Below are 22885 nucleotides of genomic sequence, written 5' to 3'. Positions count from 1 at the left end.
AAAACCATACATCTGCAACAGCATGCGACACCCACCCATGGCAACCTTCAAGAAACATAAAAATCCTTGGCCGCCAGTCACCGCACTGCCAGCTTAATAAGCGCAATAGGACATTGCCCAACGTCATTGACCAAGGATAAAAATAAAGATCTCCCTGGAATATTCCTCACATGAGAATACCTTCTGGATTCCCCGGTTTCGTCATGCCGTTCACTCGCCCTTCGACGCCGCAGAATTTCTTCCGGCCCTTCCATTTACCATTGATCTTTCGCCCCTTTGTGCGCCCGTTCATCAGCCATCCTTTCGTACGGCCGTTCATCCAACCCTTTTTGCGCCCTATGCCCCGACCAGACCATCAGCCCCTGACACCAGATCGAGGTGATCCCACCCGCAATGTGGATAAACCTGCCGGGCGCAACCGGAGTGCGCAGGACCCAACCCTGCGTCCGGACGACCCCTATATCTCCAAAATAAACAAGCGCGCCTTCGACGAACAACAGTGCGCCAGGCAACTCACCGGGGGTATCCGAAAATGGCATGACCGAAATAAAAACAACGTCACTGAAATTGCCTATTCATTCAATAACGGCTGGTTCAGCGAGGCACAGAAACGCGAGGCACGGCGTTCGATAGAGTCCTGGAGTGACGCGGCCAACCTGGCCTTCACCGAAAATGGTGGCGCAGCCGAAGGCCGGCTGACGTTTGGCATTTCGCCTTTTATCAAAACCGCGCAAGGCACCTACCCAACACCCAACGGGCACGGAGGGGGCGAAACCCTCTATAACCCGGCCATGGTCGATCGCGCCGTCATGACCCATGAAATCGGTCATGCCCTGGGGCTTCGTCACCCCGGCCACTACGACGGCAGTGCATCAGAAAACCAGCGCGTCTATGCGCAGGACTCCATTGCCCACACCGTCATGAGCTATTTCGGTGACCGCAGCAGCGGCAAGGACCTGGGCGCCAAACCCAAGGCGCCCATGATGGATGACATCACGGCCATCCAGAAGCACTACGGTGCGAACCATCGAACCCGCAGAGAAAACAACACCTACGGCTTCAATTCAAATACTCGAAGGGACTACTACACGCTCAAATCCGCACATGACCGCTTCGTCGCCTGCATATGGGACGGGGCAGGCAACGACACCCTGGATTTTTCCGGTTACCGCTCCAACCAGACCCTCAACCTCAAGGCCGGTACGTTTTCCGACGTAGGCGGCCTGCAGGGCAACCTCTCGATTGCCAGAGGCTGCACGATCGAAAATGCCATAGGCGGCTCGGGCCAGGACGCGTTGATCGGCAATGCCGCCGATAACCAGCTCACTGGCAACGGCGGTTCGGACCAACTGCGCGGTGGCGACGGTGCCGATACGTTTGTCTACCGCCACGCGAGCGACTCTACGCCCGATCAACCCGACACCTTGATGGACTTCACCACCGGCACCGACAAGATCGATGTCAGCGGTGCCATGCAACAAGCCGATACGCCAGCGCTGGTCTTTACCCAAGCCTTCAGTGGCAAGGCCGGTGAAAGTGTTCTTGCACATGACGAAAAAACCGGACGCGGCAGCGTCTCCATCGACCTCTCGGGCAACGGTCGCGCCGACCTGATGATCAATACGCACGGGCAGGTAAACCCCGAAGATTTCATCCAGTTCAAGCTTCGCCCGCCATTGGCGCAGAGCCGTTGGCGCCAAACAAAGCTGTGAGGGTGTCACACCCTGGCGGCGGCGACCCTGCGCCTCCCTCGCACTGCTCGCGCCCTCAAGAACGCCATTGATGAAATAAAAGTTACGCACTCAAGTTATCCCCAGGCAAGTCGAGACAATGGCTTGCTTGGTTCATTTATAGGGAATTACGTGTTGAAAACCTTCCTCCGGGCGACCGCCCTGATCGCGGCGCTGTCGATGACCGGCTGCGTGTCGTACAACGTCACAGGTCCCGTCGGCGCCCCGCTCCACCCGGCGTCCACCAGCAGCCCACGCAGTGCGCAAATCGCCGACGTCGCCGTCACCGCAGCCGACATCAACGACGCCAACAAAACGGCCATCAGCCGCTCCCTCACCGCGCAGTTGAATCAGTACGTGCGCACAGCGGGCTATTTCAAGCAGGTCACCGAATACCCTACGCGCCTGGGGGAAGACGATGTCCTGCTGAAGTTCAACATGACCTCCCTCAAGGGCCACCGTGGGCCGCACCCGGGGTACTTCCCCGGCGCGTTGCTCACATTGACCGTATGGATCTGGGTCAACGGCCCGATCTACGTCGACACTTTCGACGTGGCCGGCGACCTGGTGATCGTCGACCGCAACGGAAAGGAACTGGCGAGCGCCAAGGAAGAGGTCAAGTTCGAGCGCAACGTGGGCCTGTATGGCCGCGAATACTGGGCACCGACCATGGGTGCCAAACAGCTCAATGAGCTGGTCTCACAACTGCTCGACTCCGCCACCGCCAAGCTGCCCAAGGAATAACCCATGAAAGGATTGATCAAGCACAGCCTGGTGCTCGCCGCCGTGTTGCTGACCGGTTGCGTGTCCTACTCGCAACACGAACTGCCCGCTGTACAGACCTGGCCGCCAACCGCCAACGCACCGGCACAAAAACCCACCGCGTTCGTGCGCACTACAGCGTTGAACCAGATCAACGGTGGTCCGGGCAATGCGACCGCTGGCGCGAACACTGTTCTGTGGGAAAAGGCCGTGGCTGACGCGTTTCGCCAGTCCAACCGCTTTTCACGGGTGAGCACCGACAAGGTGGACTCGGACATCTACGCCGAAGCCACCCTCTACAACAACGAACAGTTCAGCATGGCCTCGGCGATCATCACCGGCGCGACGTTCTTCATCATCCCGTCCACGGCGAAGAACACCTTCACCCTGGAAACGGTGTTCAAGGACAAGGACGGCAAAGAACTGGGCCGGGTCAAGAAGAGCGAGTCGGTGCGTACCTGGATGCACCTGGTGTTGATCGTGACGATTCCATTCCAGGCCGACACCCGGGAAGTGGTCGAGGCGCTGACACGCAGCACGCTGGACGAAGCCGTCCAACGCAAGTTGCTGTAACGCTACACGTGTGGCAGGCGGCTACGTCCGCTTGCCACATGCCTTCCAATAACCGACAGGTCAACGCCCATCAGGGCGCTGGAGGAAAATTGGTGTCCACAAAGTTTTTCGCAAAATCTTCAGCGTTGATGTGTGCCCCCGCCGCGGCAAATTTCTCTGAGTTCACACGCCATATTTCGCGGATCTTGCCCGCCAGCGACTCAGGAAAATCCATTTGAGCCGCAACCACTTCAGACCAGTTGCCTTGCACCCCATACAGCTCGTGCAGCTTGGGTTCCAATGCACTCAAGGCTGTTTTTTGCTCGTCTGTCAGCTCATCAATGGCCGACAGCACATAGCACTCCAACAGGCGTAGAAAGGGTTTGCCCTCGTATCGATTCATAGCGCTTCTCAAATAAAATCCGGGTGAACGATCAATTGCTGCAAAAACGCCTCGAAACTCTCTGCCAGTAAGATTCGCTCCGAACCTTCATGTGAGTAGTACCAGACGGCGCCCGACGGCGAAGCCAGCGAAATATAAAACACGTTCCCCCCGCCATCACGACCGAATGGCAACATCGAGGAACCTAGCACTTCAGACCAATCCTCAAGCGCCTTTTCCAGACTCTCGGCGCCGCCTGCCCCCAATGGATAAAACCAATCGACGCTGACGCTGGAATCCGTCGAAGTATCCAGGAAAAAGGTCCCGACTTCGGGGTGTCCGCCATTGGCACTGCGGATCAAGTGAAGATAGCTTTGTGGGAGCGAGTGGCCAAGCCGCTTCTCAACCGCACGCACGCAGGACTCTTCGCCGTTGAATCCCAGGCTCGCATGCCCCCCGACATTGATATTCAGTTCAGCAATATTCATGTTTTTACCTAATTTTTTGGGGCGCCCCGTGGAATGGCCCATTCAGAATAGCCGCCCGCCGCGCCGGGATCAGGGTGAAGAACCCGCCACCAGGGAGAGCCTGGCGTGTGCTGCGCGCTCGGGACTAATCGCATGATGCCTTCCTGATTGAAAGCAACCGACGACGACGCATGCTCCCATGTCCATCCCGCTGGCGTCGCGCGGCCGCCGACCTTCGCAACCGAGGACTGAACGTTAGGGATCAATGTTTCCATCATTTCTGCAAACGCCGAATCCATTTTCATTGCATTGTCCAGCGCAGCATTGGACCTGTTGAAATGCACATTTCGACTGCGACCGAAGTCAGCCGGGTCCAGGGCCGTTTCAAACGCAACGCTGTAGCCCGTCGGCTTTTCCGGAGGCAACGCCAGCTCGAGGTCATGGACCTGTTGCGCCAGTTTACCTTCTGCCTTCGCCGCTTCCGCGACCTTTTCCAACTGTCTTGTCTTGCCTGCAGGGCCAGGCAACCCCATCAGCAATACATCGGCACCGATCTTGGTGTTCCTTGCGTACTGCTCGTAGTCATTGCCCTGCAGACCAAACACCAGACCTTGGCCGCCGTACTGAGTCCTCCAGTCATTAATGATATCGGTGGACGGGTCCACAAAAGGACTGATCAGTTTGTTGGCTTCCTCCAATGAATTACCGCCCAGGGCAAGCTTGAACAGCGAGCTCATGCCTTGGGCCACCTCCAGCACGCTACGCCCGATGCCCGCGGAACTGCCTTGGGCGCTGCCTCCAGAGACTTTGTCCCGGTAATCCAGATTGGCTTTGTAATAGTCCACCAACCCGGCGCTGTTGTAAGTGTCGGGGTCGCCCAGGTAGCTGATGTTGATGTTGCCGTTTCTGTACTCGCTGGCATGCGTGGTACTGAAGTTCTTCAGCAGGTTGACGGTTTCGTCGCCGCTGTAGGATCGGCGCGTTCCTTCGGGGTACAAAGCACTGTTGTCGTAGATCGCCGCCAGCGGTGCCAACGCTTCGCCCAGATGCTTCAGGGTCAGCGGATCGAACTGGCTTTCACCGGCTTTATCAATCGTCGCGCCCCATCCTTTGTCGGTATAGAACGCCAACGCTGCGGCCATGCGCCGTTCCGCTTCGGCCGGGGATATTCCGGCCTGCGCCGCCAGATTATCGGCCTCTTTTTGTATGAGGCGCGCTTCGGTGGGGTGCGCTTGTCGATTGTATTGGTCGACGGCACCTGCCGTAGTTCCTGCAACCAACGCTCCCGTCGATCCACGACCGCCGCCGACCGTTGCTCCCACACCCACTGCCACCAGCGCAGCCAACGCATCCTGGTCTGCCCCTTTGATGCCATTTTTGCCCAATGCCGCCGCAATGCTTGGCATCAAGGCCGCCGAGGCGCCCGCACCCAGCGCGCCACTTTGCACGTTGCCACTGGACAGCCCGATAGCGGCACCGGCCAACGCGTGCAACATCACACGCGCCGCACCACCTTCTGCCCAAGCCGCTCGGGTGGCGGCATCCAACTTGGGATCATTGGCACGCGACTGAGCGTAATCGCCAATTTTGTTGAAGATGTCGCTGGAGGCGGTGTTGGCCACGATACCCACGCTGGTCCCCACGGGCGCCCCACCCAGGCCTGCGGCGATCAGGCCAGACGCGATGTCCGCCATCAGACGCTTGTCGCCTCCCACCTGCCAGCGTTGTGCCTCGGTGTAAGCAGCGTTGGCCGCTTGCGTCGTCGCCGCTGCATCCGCAGAGCCAGCCTCGGTCTGGACTTTCGCCCGATCGGCCAGGGCCTTGGCCTCATCCGCTTTCGCCTTGCCCACTGCACTGATCACACCGCTGGCCAATTGCGCCGAGCTTTGAATCAGGTCAATGCGCTCCTGCATGGCCTTTTCATCCGGCCTGTCGAGTTTCTGATTGGCATTGGCGGTGTCGCGGTTGAGGCCCACCAGGTCATTTGCGCCTTCCGGGTTGCGAACCACAATCGAGCCTTCGCTGACTGCGCTGCGGGTATGACTACGCTCTTCATCTTTGAGAGCCAGCGGAATACTGCCGCCCATCGAGGCGCCACCGGCACTGCTTGAAGACACCGAAATACCGGCTGACTGGCTCTTGATCTCGCTGACATTTTTGATATCGCTGACGATCAGACGATCAGTGCTGAGCCGGTTCTTATCAGCGGACGCCTCACTGGCAATGACAGCACCTTGCAAGGTGGTGGTCTTGCCGACATTGATGTCGTAGCCGCCTGCACCCGCAAACAGCCCACTCTGATCGGTCACGCCCTTGTAATCGCTGTTCATCTTGGCGGCGGCAAGGTTCACAGAACCCGCAACGGTGGAGCCATAGCAGAACGGTGGAATACAAATACTCGCACCGAAGCCGCCACTGCTTTGCTTGCTGCGTGAGGACTCGGTGTCCTGCAACGAGATGATATTCAGGTTGCCGCCAATATCCGCCTTGATGCTGTCGGCACGAACCTGGGCACCTTTGAGGGTGGTATCACCACCGCTTTGCAACAGCAGACTTCCGGTGTCGAGGGTGCTGTTGACCTGGGTGATGGAATTACCGTTGCCATTGTTCTTGGCACCTTGGGCCCCCAGGTCCAGGGTGAAACCGTTTTGCTCGCCAATGTTGAAACTGGCACCAATCGCGGTTTTGTTGCTCGACCCTTCGTTCTTGCGATCCACGGTATTTTGCGCGCTCTGCATCAGCACAGTGTTTTTCGCCAGCAACAGCGTATTGGCGGCTTTCAAGGCGCTGCCGGTGATCTGGATATCGCCTTGAGTCCCCGCAGCCGTGCCCGTGGCAACCACCGACAGCTCTTCCCCTGCGTTGAGCGTGCTTTGCTTGGCCGTGACGCTGTTGAACTCGCTGCTGTTCTTGCTGCGGTTATTGGCCAGTTCCGTGCCGATCTTGATCAGCGAACCATTGCTCGGGCTGCCGCCCTGCTTGTCTTTGAAGCCAGTGCTCTGGTCATTGGCGTCCGAGGCCTGGCCGCCGAGGTTATAGGCGGCGAGGGCGGCCTGGGCGATTTTCACCGCTTTGAGGCGTGGGTCATCGGCACTCTTCGCCGCCTCGGTCGCATCCCGAATGCTGCGCGCCGTGTCCACCACCGCGCCACCGATCACCCGGCCGACCGCCAGGCTCCTGGAACTGTCCTGCGACGTTTGCCGAGCAGTTTCAGCCCCCGCCACAATGTTCACATTGGAGCCCGTCAGCGCCATGCTCTTGGTACTCACCAAGTCACTGGCCACCACCGACAACTCACGCCCCGCCGTCAGCGACACATTGCCTGTGCTTGAGCCAATGGTGCTGCCGGTCAAGGTCATTTCATTGGCGGTGCCGTTGTGTTTCGAGCTGTTGATGTACAGGTGCTGGTTACCGGTAAGGTCATCCAGGCCGAGCTTGTTGCCGGTCAACACGCCGGTGAGGTCGCGGTTTTTTTCCTTGTGCATATCAGTGCGAGCAAAGGTGTTTTGCGCCGCATCGATGGTCAGGTCACGGCCGGCTTGTACGGCGAGGTCGCCGGTGCTGACCAGGGAGGAACCGGTGACGGTCGCATCACGCTGGGCGGCCACAGTGACCGTTTCACCCGAGACCATGCTGCCCATCGCGGTGGTGCGTTTTTCGTTGACCTGGTCCTCAACCTTGCTTGATTTCAGCCCGCCCCAGCTGCTTTTACTGTCCTTGCGTTCATGGCGGGCGCTGTCGGAATTGCTCACCGCCAGGATGTTCACATCCCCACCGGCCACCAATTGCGTTGTGCCTTTTTCAGCGGTGACGGCACTGCCTGCCAGCAACAGGTTCTCACCGGCTACCACCGTGCTGTGCGTACCCGCGCTGACGAGGCTGCCGACGTTGTTTACCGCGTCGGTTTCGTCGAGGCGGAATGACTTGCCCTGGGACGTCTTCTTGGTCTTGCTGAAGAAGCTGTAGTCGTGATCTTCGGCGCTCTTGAGGCTGAGGTTCTTGCCGGCCACCAGGTACGCTTCGTTGCCCGCATTCACCTGGCTCGCGACCAGTTGCAGGTCTTGACCTGCACTCAGGTTGGCATCGCCGCCAGCCTTGAGCACGGAAGACACCTGCTGCACGTGGTCCTCAATGCTCTTGACCTTCTTCGAGTTGTACGCCGAGTGCTGTTCGTTGGCGGCGCTGATGACATTGAGGTTGCCGGTGGCCACGACGGCCACGTCGCGCTTGGCTTCAAGCTGGCTGGCGGCGATGTTCACGTCCTGCCCGGACGTCACCTTCATGTCCTGCCCGGCCTGGATGACCGACCCCTGCTGGGTAATGCTGGCCTGGCGCGAGCGAGTACCGATCACGCTGCTGTTCTGGGTTTGCGCGGCGACGATATTTACGTCGCCCACCGCCTGGGTGGTGGTATCGGTGCCGCTGCTGAGCGCGCCACCGACGTTGTTGATGTTGCGGCCGGCCTGCAGGGTCAGGGCACTGGCCGATTCGATACGTGCGGCGTTGTCGGCGAAATCCGAACGCTCGGCACGGTAAGCACTGGCGCTCTGGTGAGTAGTGACCGTGCGCTCGTTGAGCAGGTCGCCGCGTGCGGCCAGAGTGACCTCATGCCCGGCGATCACACCACCGGCCCGGTTGCTCAAGGTATTGCCAGCCAGCAGGTCGAGGCGGCCACCGGCTTCCATCAAGCCGGCGTTGCTCATGTCGCGCCCGGCACTCGCCAACAGGCTGCCCGTGGCGCGCAGGGTGCCGACGTTGGTCAGGTCGCTGCCCGCCAGCAGGCTGATGTCATTGCCGGTAATCAGCGCGCCGTTGGGGGCCAGGCGGTTGTTGGCCTGGGCCAGGTAGAGCACCGGCACCAGGACTTGCTGGCCGGCGACCGTGGCGTTTTCCATCCACACGATATCGTGGGTCAGCGCCGCCACTTGCTCGGCGGTGAGGCTCACGCCCACCGACAGGTTGAGGGCGTCCTTGCTACTGATGGCGTTGTCCATCAGGTGCTTGAACAGGTCGGCGTCGCTGGTCTGACCGTCGATGAAACGCTGGCCAGTACGAGCGAGCACCGCCTGTTGAATCAGCCGTTGTTCGTAGAAGCCATCGCCCAGGCGACGTTGGGCCGTGTCGGGGTCATAGCCGAGCTTGGCCAGCATGTAATCCGAGCTCATGAACTGACGCATGTCGGTGAGCAGCGGGTTGGTTTCGATCAGGTATTTGTGCGGGTTGGCCGCGAACTGGCTGGTGGGCAGGCCACTCACGCCGTTGCCATCGTTGAGGTGGAACAGGCCGTTTTGCCCGGTGGGCAGGTTGAAGCCCGGCAGGCCAAGCGGATTGACCTGCTGCTGGGCCACGTCGGCCGGCAATTGTGCGTTGAGGTTGATCTGCGTCGAGTAGCCTGTGGCGCCGCCGGTCGTCGCACCGCTGCCGACGTAGGTGTAGCCGCCACGGACCACGCTGTTGTCGATGCCGGCCTGGGCCTTCACATCCACCGCACCGCCGGCCTGGATCACTGCGCCGTAACGTTGGTCAGGCGTGCTCAACTCGGTGGTTTTGCGCAGCCCGGTCTGTTCGCTTTCCATCTGGCCAATGAACGACGCCATGGCCGCCTCCAGGCCGCCAAGGTTCTTCGGATCGTACTTCGCGCCGCCTGCCGAATATTGCTGGGTGAAGGCCGCCGCTGCGCGGTACCAGCCGTCTGGGTTGCGCTCACGTTCAGAGGTGAAGATGCGTTGGTATTCGGTGTCATGGGTCACGACGCCGACGTTGGTCAGTTGGTTGACCGCGGCCGTCAGGTTGCCCCCCGCCGCAATGCTACTGCTGCTGTTGAGCAACTCGCCGCCGGTGAGCAACAGGTTGCCGCCCGAGGTGATGGCGGAGCCCGCCGTCGCATCGCTGACGATGAAGCGATCGCGCTGAGTAATCAGGAACGGACGGTTCTGCTTGCCGCCGTCGCAGTCGCCACCGGTCACGCCTTCGATGCAAGGCGTAGGGGTGATCGAAGCGCTGTAGATACCGGACTCGGTGGTGAGCACGGTACGGATGTTCTGGATCGAACCGGCAGCCAGGCTCAGATTGCCGTCGGCCTGGATCGTGGAGGAGCTGTTGATGATGCTGCTGGCCAATCCACCCTGACCGTCGCGGTCAATGCGCAGGTTGCCCATGGCGTAGATATCGGCGGCGATGTTTTTCAGGCGGTCGACGCGCAGGCTCATGTCACCCCCGCTGAAGACCAGGCCATGGTCATTGAGCAGGCTGCCGACGTTCAGGTCGAGCGTGCCCTGGCTGGCCACGGTGCCTGCCAGGGTCCAGTCCTGGCCGTTGCCGACCAACGCGCGGGTGCCGAGCAATTTGCCGGTAGCGGTCTGCTGCAGGTTGCCGACGTTGACGGTCAACTGCCCGGCCTGGATCGCAGTGCTGTTGGTCCAGCTGGCTCTGTCGAGGGTCAGGTCACCCTGGGTCACCAGGCTGCCGCCCACGTCGTCGAGGCTGATGCCGCTAAGGTCGAGCGTGCCCTTACCCACGTGCAACACACTGCCGCCGACGTTGTTGAACGTGCCCGCGGCGAGACTCAACTCGTTGTTCGCCGTTTCGAGTTTGCCGCTGTTGGCCAGCAAGCCGCCGATGGCGTAGCGGGTCTTGCCCGTGGCGCCCAGCGCGCGCATCTGGCCACTGTTGTTCAGGCTGGCGGTGTCGACGTCGAGGGTCGTGGCGCTTTCGATCAAGCCACGGTTGGTCAGGGCGCCGCGCAGGCTGACGTCGATCTGATTGCCGGCGATCTCGCCACCGTTATCGACATTCATGCCGCCCAGGCGCACGCGGTCGCGGGCAAACAGATAGCCGCCGCCGTTGTTGAACGCGGTGGCATCAACCACAGCATCCCCGGCTTTGGCGGTGATCCGCCCGCCGTCGTTTTCCAACGTGCCGACGGTCAAGTTGACGCCAGCCTTTTCACTGTGGATCAGGCCATTGCCACCGTTTTGCAACAGGCCGCCCACCGTCAGGGCCAAGCCATCGTTGGCGGCCAGGGTGCCGTTGTTGCTGTTATCGACGCTGTTAGCGAACAGGGTCAGCAGGCCCTGGCTGGTGAACTTGCCGCCCTGATTGTCGATGTGATCGGCGTGTTTGATCAGCAATGCGCCAGCACTTGCCAGCTTGGCGTTCTGGTTGATCAGGTTGCCGAGCAGATCCAGGGTGATGGTGCTGGCGCCAGTGAGGCTGCCGGCGCTGTTGTCCAGGGTATTGCCGTGCAGTTCGAAGGCGCCGGTGCTGTCGATGGAGCCGCCCTGGCTGTTGTCCAGCACACCGCTGACGGTGAGTGTTTGCGCGCCGTCGCTGGAAATCACGCCTTCATGGCTGTTGTTGAGCTGCGCACTGGTAACGCTCAGGGTGTTGTCACTGAGCAGTCGACCTTTGTTCTGGTTGTCGACCGTATCGGCGGTGGCCTTCAAGGCCTGCTTGGCACTCAAGGTACCGCCTTGGTTGGTTAGAGTTTGCGCGGCGTTGGCGGTGAGGTTGCGGTTGGCGATCACCGTGCCGGTGTTGGTGAGGTGCTGGCTGTCGAGCTTCACGTCGCCACCGGCGTTGCGGGTGTTATCGGCGTTGACGCCAGCCTCGATGATGCCGTTGTTGGTCAATTGGCCGTTGCTGGCCAGGGTGATGCTGTCGCGTGCAGCGAGGGTCTTGCGGTTTTTCAGCTCGCCCTGGGTCTGTGCCTTGAGCGTGGTGCCGGCGTAGATCGGGCCTTGTGCGTCGAGGCTGGCGGCCTTGATGTCCACTGCACCGCTGGAGGCGGCCTGGGCCATGCTCAGGTGACCGTTGGCGTCGAGCTGGATGTCGCCGCCACTGGCGGCGAGCGTGCCATCGAGTTTCACACCCACCCCGGCTTCGGTGCCCACCAGCTTGATCGCGCCTGCGTACATGCCGCCCAGGGCCGACGAGTCGATGGCCAGTTCCGGCTTGGCGCTCCCGTCGTCGGCGCGGGTGGTGGTTTTCAGGCTTTGGGCATCGACGTCATTGCGCCCGGCGATCACCGTGAGCTGACGTGCGTTGATCTGCGCATTGATCTTGGCCGAACGGGTGATGATCTCGAAGCGGTCGACGTTGCTCGCGTTCAAGCCCTTGCCGTCGATGGTCACGGCGCCACCGTCCACCTGGTAATGGTCCAGGCGGCCGGCCTTGTCGATGATCGGCTTGCCGGTGGTCAGGGTGACGTTGGGGGTGTTGATGAAACCGCAGCCGTTGCACGTGATGCCGTAGGGGTTGGCGACGATGACCTTGGCCGACTGGCCTGCCACTTCGGTGTAGCCACGCAGTTGGCTGGGGCTGCCGCCGTTGACTTCGTTGAGGATGACGTTCGCCGCGCCGCCCTTGAGGTTCGGGTTGCCCACGATGATCCCGCCCAGCTGCGTGCTTTGCACCATGCCGGTGGCGTTGTTGAGGATCACGCCATTGGGGCCGACGTTGTAATCCTTGAACTGGTTGTGGGACAAGCCACTGCCATTGGGCGTGGCGATGTTCACCACCGGCACGCCGTTGCCCGCCTGGCCCACAGTGGTACCAGGGCCGCTGACCACGATGCCGTCGGCCTGGGCCAGCAGTGGCTGCCAGAACAGCGCATTGGCCAGGATCAGAGCCAGGCCGCGTTGGGACAGGCTTTTCAGGGCAAAAGAGGGGCGAACATCCATATTCTTAAATCTCAAGGCAGCGGGCGTTGAATTACAGGAAGACATCCAGGCGCAAATAGATCGGCGCTTCGCGCTCGGTCATCACGCCAGGTCGCTCCAGGGAATGGGCAAACGTCACGCTGGTGCTGACGTATTTGCCCCGCGCGAACAACTCCACGGAGTTGCTCGACACCCGGCCATGCTGGGTGTCGTTGTAACGGTCGTTGCGGATCACGCCCTGGTCGTAGCCGACGCCGGCGCCGTATTCGAGGAACGCCGGGCGCAGCCAGGCGACGTTCACTGGGCGGGTCCAGCGCAGGTCGTTGCGCCAGTAGCCGCCGCTGTCACCGGTCAGTTGCTGGTCCTTGAACCCGCGCACCGAATACGAACCGCCGAGGCTCATGCGCTGCGGTGCGTACAACACGTCTTCACTGCGTTGCCCGGTGGCCAGGCTGGTGAAGGTGAACGACTCGCCCCACAAGGCGAACGGTTGCAGGTAACTGACGGTGGCGGTGTATTTGCGGTAGTGCGTGGTGGGCGTGAGGTTGCCGAAACCATCGCGAAACTGCGTGTTGCTCTGGGCATCGAAAGCGCCAATACCGTTCTGCATGCCCACATCGAGGTTGACGAACGCGCTGGCGATGCGGCGCCCGTGGCTGACGCCCACTTGGAACTCACTGAGGCGGTTGCTGCTCACGTCCAGGCGCGTGTCATTGATGTAGTTGTTGGTGCGCAGATGGGTCAGGCCGACGTTGACCGAGGTCTTGCTCACGTCGTCACGGTGCACTACGCGTTCGGCGCGCAATTGGTGGTTCTGGCTTTCGCCCCATTGCTTGTACTTGAAGTCATCGACCGCGCCCGGCGTGCGGTATTCGCTCTCGCTGTAGGCGTAGCTGAAGTTCCACCACCCCCACGGCAGGTTGTAGTAGAGCATGCTGTTCTTCGAGGTTTTCTGGTGGTCGCTGATGGCGTCATGGCCGCCACGCAGCACCAACTGATCCGCCAGGCCCAGCGGGCTGTCCCACTCCAGGCCCGCGCCCCATTGCTGTTCGCCAGTACTGCGCTGGCCGTCGTTGTTGCGCGACAGGCTAGCGCGCCAAGGCTTTTGCGGCACGTTCTTGACCAGTACTTCACTGCCGCCGATTTCGCTGCCAGGGGTCAGTTCCATCTGCGCTTGCTTGGAGGGTAAGCGGCTGAGCTGGTCCACCAGTTGCTCGACCTCACGCAGGTTGAGCGCTTCGCCGACCTTGCCGGGAAAGGCCATCGCCAGCTCACGGTCGGTCACGTTGCTGCCCTGGGCGCCCTTGATGCCTTCGAGCTTGCCCTCCACCACCAGCACGCGCAGGTGGCCGGTGGAGAGGTCCTGCTGGGGCAAATAGGCGCGGCTGGTGACGCGGCCCTTGGCGATGTAGTAGTCGGTGACGACCTTGAGCAATTCATTGAGCTGCGAAACGCCCAGGCATTGGCCGATGTAGGGTTTGACCAGGCTCGCTTTGGCCGCGGCCGACAGGCTGTCGGCGCCTTGCAGTTCGATGTCTTTGATGGGGAAGCAACGGGTGTCGGCAGGCAGCGCCGGGGCTTGGGAGCGGGTGTCCTTGCCGGGCAGGTCCTGCAGCTCTTCGAGGCGCCGGCGTTGCTCTTCGAGCAGGCGGTTCTGCCGCTCACGAATCAGGTCCTGATCACCCGGCGTAGGCGCAGCCCCAGCGCTGTTCACACTCATGTAAGCGAGCAGGAAAGTGCACAGAAGATACCGAGTCCGTGGCAGTAACAAAGACATGTTCGATCCATCGAAAATCAAGGGCCGGCAAACTAACATCGAACTTCAACGAATCCAAGAAAACGGATTAGTTGGACATTCGTACTAATTAAACCTTCAAGCCATTGATTAATAACAAATAAAATTTATCAAAAAGACAGGACGCCTGTAACTGGAGTTTTAATTCCGACAAGCGGCGACTGTTTTGATAGCGATACGGAAAACAATTTGTTAATGGCCATTAGTTGGCCATCAAGTTGTCACCGAGATAAGTTAGTACCGGGAAAGTGCGAAAAGTTCGCGAAGGTTTTGTGAATTGGATCCCATTTATCGGAATTCCAAAATCTGATCGGGAATAGGCAGGGAACTCGCGTGGCGAGCGGGATTGCCCCGTTCGCCACAGCCCTTTGCGCGGGTTCAGCCGATGTCTTTGTCTTTCTGCTGGCCCGGCACCAGGGTCAACCCGGGCCGCTCCACATCACGTGACACATGGGACTTCACTTCCTCCACACCGCCGTCTTCGTCGTTGTGGATCACCAGCACTCCCGGCCTGCGCAGTTGTTCGAGGTCGCCCTCGCCCAGCTTGAAACTCTCACTCAAGGTCTTGTCGGTGAGCGCATTGGCTTCGGCGCGTCGCTGGGCGAACTTGCGGCCACGGCGCTGTTGATAGCGCGCCCAGGTGATCAGGATCAGTGCGTTGAGCAAGGCAATCCACAGGTAGACCTGCAGGGTATTGAGCGCCGCAAAGATCGGCGCCTCGATGCGCGGGCCACCGTGAGTTTCCAGCATGGCGGTGATCCCGCGCGCCAGCAGCCAGATCAACCCGGCCCAGGCGAGCAGGGTCAACACGACGTCAACCAGCCACATCAATCGATTCTGGCGAGTTCTGACCAGTTTCATGATCAGGCCTCCTCTTCGGCAGGTTTAATACCGCGATCCGGGCTGACCCAGCGCGCACGTTTCTGGTGTTGGTTGAACAGCACCTTGGGAAAACTGACCAGGGTGGTGAACAAGCTGACCAGCCAGAACACCATCGGGTACCACACGGTCCAGAACAGGGTTTTCCACAGGTCCTTTTCGTAGCGACGGTCAATCATGATGCTCACCGCAAACTGCACCAGGCACACCATGGCCAGCACCAGGCCGGTGAAGGCCGGAGGCACCAGGGAGTCCACGGCGATCGCCGGTGGCAGCACCACGAATTTGCCCACCGCCCAGAAGATCACCGACAGCAGGAAGGTAAACGCCCAGCCGGTGGACAGGCAGTATTCGAACAGCAGCGGCCACAGGTAGCGGTGGCGCCATTGCCAGATACCGCGGATGTTCTTGAACAGCACTTCGGCGCCGCCCTGGGCCCAACGCAAGCGCTGTTTCCACAGGCCGCCGACGGTCTCGGGCATCAGGATCCAGCACAGGGCACGCGGCTCATAGAAGATGGCCCAGTGATCGAGCTGCAGCTTCCAACTGACATCGATGTCCTCGGTGATCATGTCGGTGCTCCAGTAGTCGATGCGGTCCAGCGCCTTCTTGCGAAACGCCACCACCACACCCGACACCGTGAAGATCCGGCCGAACACCCGCTGGGTACGCTTGATCAAACCAATGATCGAAGAGAACTCGCCCACCTGCACCCGGCCGATCAAGGTCGAACGTGTGCGGATCCGTGGGTTACCGGTCACGGCGCCCAGGCGCGGGTTGTCGAGCATCGGCGCCACCATGTAGGCCGCCGCGTTTTTATCCAGCAACGCATCACCGTCGATGCACACCAGGTACTCACTGCGCGCCGCCACGGCACCCATGCGCAGGGCCACGGCCTTGCCCTGGTTCTGCGCCAGGTGCAGCACACGCAGGCGCGGGTTTTCCAGCGCGAGGGCATCGAGCACGGCGGCGGTGTTGTCCTTGGAGCCGTCGTTGACCGCGATCACCTCGATGTTCGGGTACAGCTGGTCCAGCGCGGCGTGGATGGTCTCCGCCGCGTTATCGCCCTCGTTGTAGCAAGGGATGATGATCGAGATCAGCGGGTCACCAGCCAGGGTCGGCGCCGGGGTGTCCTCTTTCCACGGCCAGTGACGTTCCCAGTGCAGCCAGAAATACAGGCCGCCAGCGATCCACAGCGCCGACATGAACAACGGGTAGAAAAACACGAAGTCCATCAGGAACTGGCCGGTGACCAGGAAAATCAGGCCCAGGGGCACGCCCAACACCAGCGCCAACACGAATAAAGCCAGGATTCTGTCGAACATGGTCAAGGGTTCCATTGATTGGAAAGGGCCGGACGCACTGTCTTCAAGTCCGGGGAATTTTCCAGGAAGTTATCCGGGTAGTAGCCAAAACTCCTGACCCCCTGGCGTTTGAGTACCCCCATCCATTCCGCCATCTGTGCGGCGTCGATGTCTGGCGCTTCCTTGGTCCGCCAGTCTTTGGCTTGCAGTTCAAATACGGTGCGTTGCAACGCGCCGGGACGCGCCTTGACCGTGGCCACCAGTTTTTCCAGCCAGGCGTTGGAGTTTTTCAGGCTCTCGCCTTCCATCAACGGCATGGCCATCGGCGCAGTCCAGTCGTAGGTCTGGAGGAAGTCATCGAGGTTCTGCGCGAACCAGGTTTCGCTGCCAGGGTTGAGCATCGGCTCGGCGAAGATATTGCGCGCGGTCTGCACCTGCGGCCCACGGATGGCGCGGACCTTGCCGGTCAGCTCCTGGGTGAAGTCGATCAGGTAGCGGCTCTTGAAGCGCGTCCAGCGTTGCATCACCGCCGGGTCTGCGCGCAGCGCGGCAATGCTGCCCGGCAGGCCGTTGACCGCATAGGCCTTGAGCGCGGCAGGGCTGGCGTCTTCGAAGTCGGAGAACAGCGCGTCATCGTGGAACAGGATGCCGTCGATCGCGGTGTTGCGGGCCAGGTCTTCGTAGATCTCGCCGATCTGCTGGCGCACTGCCGGATCAAACGGTGACAGGCGCTTGTACTGGTCTGGGTCGAGGCCGACCTGGCCGGTCTGCGGGTCCCACCGGGTCACACGCGGCAGCGCAGGGTCCAGGGCGAAACTGAGCACCGGCATCCACGCATAGATGTTGACGTGGCCACGGGTGCGCAGTTGCCAGGTCACACGGTTGAACAGGTCCTGGCGCACCGGCAGGTGACGGTTGGGGAAGTACAGCGAATGCACCAGGCCATCGCCTTTCGGGTCGGCGAAGGCTTGCAGGAACACGGTGCTGACGCCCATGTCCACCACGCGCTGGATCAACGCGTCGAGGTTGCGTGCCTGCTGAGCCGGGTCGGGGTCGTAGACGTTGTCCAGGTCCACATGCAGCACACGCATCGAAGCCTTGGTCTCGGCGCCGACGATGGCATTGGCGTAGTGCTCGCCATCCGGGTCGGAGGCCACCAAAAAGCGTGGGCTGCTCTTGAGGTTGGCGAGGTCGTCGAGGCCGTCATCCAGGGTCAGGGCCATCTGGTAACCGTGCTCGCCCACTACCGCCAACGAAGTGCCATCGGCCGCGCCGTAAGGCCATACCCACACACGCGGCGCCTTGCCGGTGACCGCGCGCAACTTGTTGGAGATCGCGGTGACGTCGGCACGCATCCGCGCCTGGAACTGAGCTTCGGTCTCGTACTTGCCGGTGGCGGCATCATAGCGACGCGTGGCAGCGGCCGGCTCCAGGTTGCCCTGGGGGTTGGCCAGGATACCGGTGTGGCTGGCGTCGGTGTGGGCCGCGATTTCAACCAGGCCCGACTGGGAGATTTCCTTCACCTGCTGCCAGGTGAGGAAGTCGGAGCGCGCCCTTGGGGTGCCGGCGAAATCCACCGGTTTGTTCAGCGGCGTATCGATCCAATACCCCACCGGGGCCAGGATGGCCGGCCAGTGATAAGCCCGCAGGATCGGCATCACCCGGGTGTAGAAGCTGGAGTAACCGTCGTCGAAGCTGAGCATGATGGCTTTGGGCGGCAATGCCGGGCCACCGCTGCGTGCGGCCAGGATCTGGTCGACCGACACCGGCTGGTAACCGTTCTCGCGCAGCCAGGCCAACTGGTCAATCAGGCGCTCGGTGCGCACCGCCACGACCGCCTGGTCGGGGTCGCGGTCTTCAACGTCATGGTAGGCAATGCCCAGAAAATGGTTTTTCGGCCACGGCGCTTCGGTCGGCGGCACCGGGCGCTCGGCGGGTGGAGTATAGGGCGCGGGTTGCTGGGCGCAGGCACCGGCCAGCAATACACCCAGGACCAACAAGCAACGGCTGAGGACGGTCATGGTCAGGCTCTTCTAGAAACGGTAATTGAGGTCGACGAGCAGGCGCAGATCGCGTTCGCGATCACCGTCGTAAGGTCGGCTGATCAGGCTGAGGTTGGCGCCCACGTCCAGCACGTCGTTCCAGCGAAAGCGTTGGCCGTAACCAATCAAACCAATGCCGCCGGTGGAATAATCGCGCTGGGTATAGGTGCCTGCACCGATCTGGAACTGCTGGCTCCACTGCGTTTCATAGCGGTGATAGAGCACGTGGTTGACCGTGACGGAAGGCAACACGGTGAAGTCCGACTTGGGGTTGAAGTACACCGTGTCGTCCTTGGTGTTGCGGCTGGCACCCACTTCCAGGCCCAGGTCGACTTGCACATGGGACGAGCTGTAGATGCCCTCGCGACCGTTGAGCAAGGCTTCGAGCCGGTTGTTGCCGTCGCTGAAGTGGGACGGGCTCAGGGACAGTTTCCACTCGCGGCTTTCATTGGCGCGCCAGCGAATGAAACCGCTGCCGCCATTGGCCGTGACGCCGTCATTCAGCGCCCGCAGCGGTGTGGTCGACAGGAGGTAGCCGAGGCTGCCGCCGTATTGCCAGTTGTCGTTGATGTCGCGGGCAATCGACACCGCAGCGCCTTGTTTGGAGCCATCGCCATAGGAATGGTTGGAGACCTCGGCTTCAAGGGTCATGTCACGGGTACGCCGCTCCACGCCTACCGTCTGCCAACGATGCTGGCCGGTGCCCTCGGTAAAATCGGCACGGGCATAGCCGGCACCGGCGAACAGGCGCCAGTCTTCGTCGATGGGCGGCGTGTAGAGCCGGCTTTCTATGCCCCAGTCGCGGCTGCCCGAGACGGCCCCGGCATCGCCGTTGTTGCCACCGCCGAAGCTTTTGCCGGTGTAGGCCTCGACACGCAGCTCGGCCATGTCGTGCACATCGCGCAGACGGCTCAGGCGCTGTACCTGACGGTTGTCGGGGTTGCGCGCCAGCACGTCATCGGTGAGCGCGTCCATCTGGCGCCACTCCTGAAGGTCCATGGCGGTGTAGGCCTGGGACACTTCCAGGCCAATGTCGCGTGGCGACTGGGCTTCGGTTTCCTTCAGGCTGCCTTCGGCGCGGCGCGGCCAGTCGCGGGCGCGGTACATATCGGCCTGGGCCAGGCGCAAGCCAACGTTGCCCGGGGCTTTTTGTACCAGGGCTTCGAGCCCGGTCTCACTGCCCGGCAGGTCACCGCCATAGGTGCCGGCCTGGGCGGCCAGTTGTTGCGCGTCCATCCAACTGTCATTCGGGTTGCCGATAGGCAGGCCCTTGAGTTCCACACGCGGGTTCTGGCTGTTGGCCAGGTTGTTGGCGACCTCACGAGCGTCTTCCACCCTGTCGCTTTCCAGCAGCGCGTAAAACAGCGCCGTGCTGTCTTCGACATGGTCGGCCGGGTCGGCGTCCGGCGCGGTCAGGGCCTGGCGGTACAGCGGCTCGGATTTTTCCGGCTCGCGCTGGTCGAGGTAAGCGGCGGCGACCCAACGGATGGCGTAGGTAGGCAATTGCACGCCTTCGCCCTTGAGGGTTTCGTATTCGCGAATCACGTCGGCCATGCGCGCCCGTGCCTTGAGTGCGCCCAGGCGGTCGATGCGCCAGCGCACCACGTCGTCATGGGCGCTGGGGTCTGGGGTCCAGCGGGCGAGCAGTTGGTCGTAGTCTTTGAGGGCGCGGTCGGCGACCACGTAGCGTTCTTGCTCGCTGCGCGTGGCGAACTCGGCCATGCGCACGCGCTCGGCGGCCAGGTCGCCTTCCAGGCGACGTTGGGTCACAGGGTCGAGGACGCCCGGGTGTTTGGCCGACAGCCGCAGCGCCGGCTCCGGCAGGCGAGCCTTTTGCAGGGCTACGCTGTATTCACGGATGACTTCGGGCTTGTCACCGGCCAACACGAAGGCGTGGTCGAATTCGGCCAGTGCATCGTAGTTCAGGCCCGCACGCGTCAACGCGTAGCCCAGCGCCATGCGCCGGTTGGGATCGTTCGGGTTGGCCGCCACCAGCGCACGGGTGCGCCGCACGGCTTCGTCGACCTGGCCACCATCGGCCTGGGTGAGCGCCAGGCCCAACTGCAGATCGACGTTATTGGGTTCACGCAACAGCGCTTGATTGTAGACCGCCGTCGCCTGGGCCCACTGCTTCTGGTTGCGATAGGTGCGCGCAACCGTGGCGAGCGCCTGGGTGCTCAAGTTGCGATTCTTGCCCTGGGCCTCGTACACCTTCAGCACTTCGGCGTCCTGCCCGGCCCAGCCGGCAATCACCAGGTGATCGCTGATCTGCCCCGGCGTCTGGCGTTCGGCAGGCAGTTGGCGCAATTGAGTGAGGGCGGGGGTGAAGTTGCCGTTGCGCGCCTGAATGATCAGCGCGTCATAGGCGGGGTCGGCCAAAGCTAAAGCAGGCATCAGCAGTTGGCTGCATAAGGCTGCCCCGATGAGCAGTCGCAACCGGCCTGAAGCACTGAGTGGTAGGTTTCGCAGCATATCGTGAGCTTCCTTACACACGGAAAGCTGTAACGATAGGTGGTCCTGAGCAATTTGCATCAGGGTGTCGGCGTCTAGTGACCCGACCTAGCTTTCCTGTAGGAACTATCCATTAGGAAAGTAGGGAAAAGTCCAATTCAGAACAATTGTTCAGAATTGTCTTTGTTGCGAAAAAACCAGTGTGGGAGCGCACTTGCCTACGATAACGGGGTGCCAGCCGACACGAGTGTCGACTGTTTGACCCTTATCGCGAGCAAGCCCGCTCCCACACTATTTATTTCTGCTTGATGTAGAAATGTTTACTGCGCGCCGCTGACCGCACCGACCTTGGCCATCACAAAACCAATGAACTGCTCGACGGTCATCTTCTGGCCATTGAAGGTCACTTCATTGTTAGCGTAGTGCAGCTTGGACACCACATCGGTGCCGACCAGGGTTGCCAGTTGAGTACCCACCGCCACGCCGCTGACCATTTCGGCCGCCATCTGGGATTGCTGCTCGATGGCTTTCGGATCGGTCACGCCACCGGCCTGCGCCTGCAACGCGGAAACGTCGGCGATCATCGGCTTGGACAGGGTCAGGTTGGCGTCCAGCAACGCCACCATCTGCTTGCCCAGCTCAACCGGTGGCAACTCCATGGACGTTGGTTTGGTCAGGTCGACCAGCAGGTTGAACTTGCTTTCGCCATGGGTGGTTTTCAGCGACAGGTTTTCCACCGCCAGCTGCGGCTTGGCGGCCAGCACCTGGTTGACGTTGGCCTCGGCCAGGGTCTGTTCGGCTTCGGTCAGTTGCAGCTCAGGCACCGGTTCACCCGCTGCGGCAGCGGCTTGCACCGGCTGCATTTTTTCCTGGTAGAGCTTGGTCAGTACCAGCATCGCCGGGATGTCGACGTTCTTCATGCTCAAGGCCATGGCGGCCGAGCCCACAGGCTTACCCTGGTAACCGATTTCGTCGATCTTGTAGTCGACGCGGCCAGCCAGGTTGTTGTCTTTGGTTTCGCTGGAGTCTTTCTGCTCGAAGCCCTTTAGGGTCAGCACGGCTTTCTGAGGACCGAAGGTGACCTTGGTGTCGGTCAGCTCGACGGTGTTCTGCCCGGTGTAGAAACCGAAGGTGGATTTCTCCAGGTTGCTGGCAACGGTCAAACCCGCCAGTTCGGCTTCAAGCGGTTCGCCGTTGGCGTCGACCACGGCCACCTTAAGGCTGTTCATGTAGCCGCTGGCCTTGACCTTCTGGCCTTCGGCGGTGCTGTCGAAGTCCATGTTGGCGCCAGAGAAGCTCACCGAAGACTTGTCGTCCTTGAGCTCCAGAGGCAGCAGCTCGACGTTGCCGGTGACCGAACGGTTGTAGCCGATGCTGGCCACGCCCTTGAGCGGCGACACGTCTTTGCTGGCGGCGAACCATTTCTCGGTGGTGGCGTTCTTTTCCAGCTCGTAGTGACTGGTGGCCATGACCGGCAACCACTTCAGGGTCACCAGGCGCGAAAACGGCAGCGGGCCGTGTTCGATGTGGTCGACGAACAGCAGTTCAGGGTTCGGGTTGTCTTCACCAAATACCGAACCTTGGCCCTTGAGGCGGTAGTGGGCGGTGCTGCTGAATACGCCACGGTCCAGGGAGACCAGCTCAAGGGTCGCCGTGCCGTCGACGCCGGCCAGGGACGTCTGGATTTCCTTGTTGGCGTTCTGGATGGCGGTTTGCAGCACGGGCTCCAGTTGCTTGCCGGTGTACCAGGCACCGCCTGCACTGACGGCGCCAACGGCGACAACAAAACCCAAGAAAACAACGGCTGGCTTATTCATGAAGTGACCTGATCAAATCCTGTGAGAAGTGGGCTGTCTTCCTT

12 protein-coding genes are annotated in these 22885 nt (G+C 61.3%); 3 read left to right on the top strand and 9 right to left on the bottom strand.

The genetic code is table 11. The features are described 5' to 3' along the window. The first annotated feature begins 203 nt into the window (after positions 1 to 203). The 3 genes from AC07OV_RS00195 to AC07OV_RS00185 all read left to right on the top strand — a co-directional run bounded on the left by AC07OV_RS00195 (position 204) and on the right by AC07OV_RS00185 (position 3065). Positions 204 to 1712, top strand: a complete 1509-nt coding sequence (locus tag AC07OV_RS00195) for a M10 family metallopeptidase C-terminal domain-containing protein (RefSeq protein ID WP_495091211.1) — start codon at positions 204 to 206, stop codon at positions 1710 to 1712. Positions 1713 to 1862: 150 nt separating this feature from the next. Further along, positions 1863 to 2474, top strand: a complete 612-nt coding sequence (locus AC07OV_RS00190) for a hypothetical protein (RefSeq protein WP_494996042.1) — start codon at positions 1863 to 1865, stop codon at positions 2472 to 2474. Between the two features lie 3 nt (positions 2475 to 2477). Next, positions 2478 to 3065 (top strand): hypothetical protein, encoded by a 588-nt coding sequence (locus AC07OV_RS00185; RefSeq protein ID WP_495091210.1) that lies wholly within the window; start codon positions 2478 to 2480, stop codon positions 3063 to 3065. Between the two features lie 70 nt (positions 3066 to 3135). Here AC07OV_RS00185 and AC07OV_RS00180 read toward each other — a convergent pair whose 3' ends face one another. The 9 genes from AC07OV_RS00180 to AC07OV_RS00140 all read right to left on the bottom strand — a co-directional run bounded on the left by AC07OV_RS00180 (position 3136) and on the right by AC07OV_RS00140 (position 22841). Then, entirely contained in the window at positions 3136 to 3447 is a 312-nt protein-coding gene (locus tag AC07OV_RS00180) for a hypothetical protein (RefSeq protein ID WP_176997420.1), read from the bottom strand. A gap of 8 nt (positions 3448 to 3455) precedes the next feature. Continuing rightward, positions 3456 to 3914 carry an SMI1/KNR4 family protein gene (locus AC07OV_RS00175; RefSeq protein ID WP_494996040.1) on the bottom strand — a complete coding sequence of 153 codons (459 nt, stop codon included), beginning with the start codon at positions 3912 to 3914 and terminating at the stop codon, positions 3456 to 3458. A gap of 8 nt (positions 3915 to 3922) precedes the next feature. Beyond that, positions 3923 to 12574, bottom strand: coding sequence for a two-partner secretion domain-containing protein (locus tag AC07OV_RS00170; protein ID WP_495091209.1), 8652 nt, complete (start codon positions 12572 to 12574; stop codon positions 3923 to 3925). A gap of 31 nt (positions 12575 to 12605) precedes the next feature. After that, a complete protein-coding gene (locus AC07OV_RS00165) occupies positions 12606 to 14330 on the bottom strand; it encodes a ShlB/FhaC/HecB family hemolysin secretion/activation protein (protein ID WP_494996038.1) in 1725 nt (574 codons plus the stop codon). A 396-nt stretch (positions 14331 to 14726) separates the two neighbouring features. Beyond that, positions 14727 to 15209 (bottom strand): poly-beta-1,6-N-acetyl-D-glucosamine biosynthesis protein PgaD, encoded by a 483-nt coding sequence (gene pgaD / locus AC07OV_RS00160; protein ID WP_176997424.1) that lies wholly within the window; start codon positions 15207 to 15209, stop codon positions 14727 to 14729. A 2-nt stretch (positions 15210 to 15211) separates the two neighbouring features. Beyond that, entirely contained in the window at positions 15212 to 16552 is a 1341-nt protein-coding gene (pgaC, locus tag AC07OV_RS00155) for a poly-beta-1,6-N-acetyl-D-glucosamine synthase (RefSeq protein ID WP_176997425.1), read from the bottom strand. 2 nt (positions 16553 to 16554) lie between these two features. Next, the gene (gene pgaB, locus AC07OV_RS00150; protein WP_495091208.1) at positions 16555 to 18552 is read right to left on the bottom strand and encodes a poly-beta-1,6-N-acetyl-D-glucosamine N-deacetylase PgaB; all 1998 of its coding nucleotides are present in this window, start codon (positions 18550 to 18552) and stop codon (positions 16555 to 16557) included. 12 nt (positions 18553 to 18564) lie between these two features. Continuing rightward, a complete protein-coding gene (pgaA, locus tag AC07OV_RS00145; protein WP_494996037.1) occupies positions 18565 to 21045 on the bottom strand; it encodes a poly-beta-1,6 N-acetyl-D-glucosamine export porin PgaA in 2481 nt (826 codons plus the stop codon). Positions 21046 to 21344: 299 nt separating this feature from the next. Further along, positions 21345 to 22841, bottom strand: coding sequence for a YdgA family protein (locus AC07OV_RS00140; protein ID WP_494996036.1), 1497 nt, complete (start codon positions 22839 to 22841; stop codon positions 21345 to 21347). Positions 22842 to 22885: the final 44 nt, after the last annotated feature.

It is taken from the genome of Pseudomonas sp. GW821-FHT09A09 (genome assembly GCF_059418405.1).
The sequence above is the reverse complement of the archived record's forward strand: the minus strand, read 5'-3'. Positions and strand labels throughout refer to the sequence as shown.

Excerpts from the sequence above, each read along its gene's own strand:
- AC07OV_RS00170 (WP_495091209.1), bottom strand. The coding sequence starts at position 12,574 with ATGGATGTTCGCCCCTCTTTTGCCCTGAAAAGCCTGTCCCAACGCGGC.
- AC07OV_RS00180 (WP_176997420.1), bottom strand. The coding sequence starts at position 3,447 with ATGAATCGATACGAGGGCAAACCCTTTCTACGCCTGTTGGAGTGCTAT.
- AC07OV_RS00195 (WP_495091211.1), top strand. The coding sequence starts at position 204 with ATGCCGTTCACTCGCCCTTCGACGCCGCAGAATTTCTTCCGGCCCTTC.
- AC07OV_RS00140 (WP_494996036.1), bottom strand. The coding sequence starts at position 22,841 with ATGAATAAGCCAGCCGTTGTTTTCTTGGGTTTTGTTGTCGCCGTTGGC.
- AC07OV_RS00185 (WP_495091210.1), top strand. The coding sequence starts at position 2,478 with ATGAAAGGATTGATCAAGCACAGCCTGGTGCTCGCCGCCGTGTTGCTG.
- AC07OV_RS00165 (WP_494996038.1), bottom strand. The coding sequence starts at position 14,330 with ATGTCTTTGTTACTGCCACGGACTCGGTATCTTCTGTGCACTTTCCTG.
- AC07OV_RS00175 (WP_494996040.1), bottom strand. The coding sequence starts at position 3,914 with ATGAATATTGCTGAACTGAATATCAATGTCGGGGGGCATGCGAGCCTG.
- pgaA (WP_494996037.1), bottom strand. The coding sequence starts at position 21,045 with ATGCTGCGAAACCTACCACTCAGTGCTTCAGGCCGGTTGCGACTGCTC.
- pgaD (WP_176997424.1), bottom strand. The coding sequence starts at position 15,209 with ATGAAACTGGTCAGAACTCGCCAGAATCGATTGATGTGGCTGGTTGAC.
- pgaB (WP_495091208.1), bottom strand. The coding sequence starts at position 18,552 with ATGACCGTCCTCAGCCGTTGCTTGTTGGTCCTGGGTGTATTGCTGGCC.
- pgaC (WP_176997425.1), bottom strand. The coding sequence starts at position 16,552 with ATGTTCGACAGAATCCTGGCTTTATTCGTGTTGGCGCTGGTGTTGGGC.